The organism is Candidatus Termitispirillum reticulitermitis, assembly GCF_054655775.1.
In genome coordinates this window covers 1-3,229 of record NZ_BAAIHG010000098.1, presented here as the reverse complement: position 1 = coordinate 3,229, position 3,229 = coordinate 1, and the positions used below count along the sequence as shown (strand labels likewise).

The 3,229-nt window shown below is 39.6% G+C and carries 1 protein-coding gene and 2 pseudogenes; all 3 read left to right on the top strand.

The features are described 5' to 3' along the window. Positions 1-207 (top strand): annotated as a pseudogene (locus AC1MDJ_RS07255) (histone deacetylase family protein); the annotation flags it as partial. Positions 208-380: 173 nt separating this feature from the next. Continuing rightward, positions 381-2,615: a hypothetical protein gene (locus tag AC1MDJ_RS07250; RefSeq protein WP_479690258.1), complete on the top strand. Its 2,235-nt coding sequence runs from the start codon at positions 381-383 to the stop codon at positions 2,613-2,615. A 181-nt stretch (positions 2,616-2,796) separates the two neighbouring features. Continuing rightward, a pseudogene (locus tag AC1MDJ_RS07245) lies at positions 2,797-3,229 on the top strand (hypothetical protein); the annotation flags it as partial.

Below are 3,229 nucleotides of genomic sequence, written 5' to 3'. Positions count from 1 at the left end.
GCGGACTGCTACGAGCTAGACGGGTTGCAATCAACCAATCTGCTGAATCTAACACTGGAACAGTGCTTTGAACGTGATTTGGCAATCTTTTCATATTTGCAACGCCATACTATCCCAGCTGCATGGCTCATAGCCGGTGGCTATGGGGCACACGCACACGAGCCGCCAACGAAGTTTCTAAAATATTTAGCAGATACACGGGGGTAGGAAGTTGCCTATTGAAAAAAACTAGTTTTTGTATATAATCACAGTTGTATTTTTAAGGAGCATACGTAAATGACTGAAAACATAATAACAATAAGCACCTTCACCCCCCCCCCCCACGCATAATCAATATTTAAGGGGTTCTTGGACAACTCACTCTACGGAGGTGGCTGTCAATGCATAGTTTTAACGTCAATGCTTTCTTTAATCGCTTTAGACATCTATTCTTCGTTCTCATATCACTAGTAGCCATTGTTTGCATCTATGCACTGCTGTCATTTGTCTATGTAGGCAGAACGGATGCAGTGCCTCTGAAGTGGCAGAAACATTTAGAAATATCACAGAAAGAATTGTATAGTAATTTAGACAACTTCAGCATAGTTGGTGTTGACAGGAACGTTCTCAGGAGTAATAGCGATAACGCAACTATAAGGGTTGATGTAGGGGATAGGGTTTCAGAAGACTACGTTAGGTTGTCATTAGTCGTTGCTAGACTAAACACTACTAATCACTACCCAAAGGGTTGGTTATTGCAATACACTGATAGAACGGGCAAGCAAGCGGAACGTTCTTTTGACTTTCTCCAAGATGGCTTTAATTCATCAAAACTAATAAAGGGCGGTATCTCTGCACAATTCAACGTGTTTTCACACAACGTTATGCGTGGGTTTTCTATGGAGCTTGAAAGGGCTTATTTGAGTAAGTATCCTGTGCTACCAAATAGCTTTATTGCACCATTTATCACATTTGCACTTTTCGCTGTGCTAATAGTCTGGGGGTGTATCTATAGGGGGCTGCATAGCTGGGTATGGGCTAGAAACTGGGCGTTGGCTGTTATAATAGTTATAGCACAGCTTCTCATAGTGGCTCACTACAGGGGACAGAGCAATCATTTTATCGGCGAGGAGGAGGAAGGTTATAATTATGCCAACATGTCTGAACAGGATGAGCAAAACATCGGATATGATTTTAAGTCGGAACGTTATCCTTTAGTCAAAAATGCTCATGGTATATGGCTCTATTCTCAAGATGTATATAGTGCATTTACTGCACAGCCTAGCGAGGGACTGGCACATCTTAATGCTCTGCGTGGCAAGCGTGCAATCCATTCCCCAACACATTATATACAACTTCACTTAGTGTCTATGCTATTTCCGAACACATTCAACCTGTGGATTGGCGTGCTCTTAAATATCCCATACTATATAGGCATCTGTCTTATCTTATATTTTATGTCAAAACGTTTTCTACGTGGCAGGCTTGCGCTGTTGCCACTCATATTTTACGGGTTTAGCAATGCAGCTATTCATACGGTTGTTTTTGCCCGCTCATATACGTTGGCAACGTTTTTTTTCACTCTATTGCTCTATATGGCTTTTACTCTGCTTGACAAGCCTAACCTGTCAAAGAGATTCTACGCACTGCTGGCTTTAATATCCTTTTTAGGCTATGACTCATTCCTTTTTTTTGCTGTATGGCTAGCGACAATAGCTCTTATACCATCTATACTGCTGTTTAAGCAAAGACGTTTCAGTGATATTATTAAATGTGCAATAGCTTTGTTGTCTGGTTTAGTTATGTATGTCTCATTCATTCCTAACGTGCTCTCAATTCTTAGTGAGAACGAACACAACATGGCTGTCAACGTGGTCATGGAACGTATTTTATTGGTATTTCAAGTCTTTAACAACGACTTTCTTGGTGGAGCGTTGCTCTGGTGGCTAATTATTATCATTATGCTTGGCAGTATATGCATATACCGTATTAAGCTTTGCGCTCAACGGGCAACTGTCAACAGGGATATTATGCTAAAGTACCTAATGATGGTAACGAGTGTTCTTATATATATGTTTGTAGAAGCTAAATATGGGCAACTGAAAATTATACAGTCTTGGCATCTTCTCCCTGTTATGCCTGCAACAGTTTTATTGCTAACAATAGTTTTAATGGAGTTAGTTTCTAAGATAACTGCTAATGCGAGAGTGTGGCAAACATTCTTGACTGCCATTATACTAATACTAACATTATACGGGCATTATGGTGATGTGAAATACAAAGGTTTATTTCCACGTGTGGGTTCATCAATAAACTATGCGACTATTACTGAGTCGTATAGAGATACACCAGTTATTGATATAAACGATTTTTTTGATGTGCAGTTGCTCAAGAATCTTCGGCAAACGATAGTGATACACCATAATGACAAACAAGCATTACAGAATGCGTTAACTGATATTGATAGCGATGAACAGCTCATCCTTTGCTGTGACAACTACTACACTACTAAGTATTCTATGACCTCTGCTGAAGTTCAAGCGGTGTTTGACGTTGTGCATCAACGCGGATATAAACAACAAATGCCGTTCTTAGGTGGCAATGCGTGCTGGCTCTTCATGCGCCCGTCTATTTGATGAGCACCTCACAGATTTGCAGAGGAAAAATAACTAAGGTAAAGGTTATCTTAAAGTTTTTGTATTATACTACAAAAACTGGCGGCTATGTATTTGACTGAACTTATAGGGCGTATGGTTTTCTAAAAGTGGATTTTAGTTGTACATTGACAACCACCTCTGTTCATTATATTATTAAATTATGTCAAGTGGCAAGGCAAACAGGGAATATAAAGACACTGTATTTACCAAGTTGTTCTCTGATAAGGACAATCTTGTTGAGATGTATAATGCTATAGTTGGAGCTGATGTAAAGCCAAGCGATATAGAACTGAACACGTTAGAAAATGTTTTGTTTATGAATAGACGTAATGACCTATCCTTTGTTATAGGGGATAATAAGCTGGTTGTATTAGTGGAACATCAGTCTACTGTGAACCCTAATATGCCGTTAAGGTTTTTAGAGTATATTGCCCGTTTGTATGAGACGATACTCTCTGAGAAGCCAATATATACGACTCGTATAGTGGAGATACCTACTCCAGAGTTTATAGTGTTGTATAATGGGGCTACTTATATGCCCGATGAGAAGATATTGAAGCTATCGGATATGTTCAATAAGGCGGGGTTAAAGG

Excerpts from the sequence above, each read along its gene's own strand:
- AC1MDJ_RS07250 (WP_479690258.1), top strand. The coding sequence starts at position 381 with ATGCATAGTTTTAACGTCAATGCTTTCTTTAATCGCTTTAGACATCTA.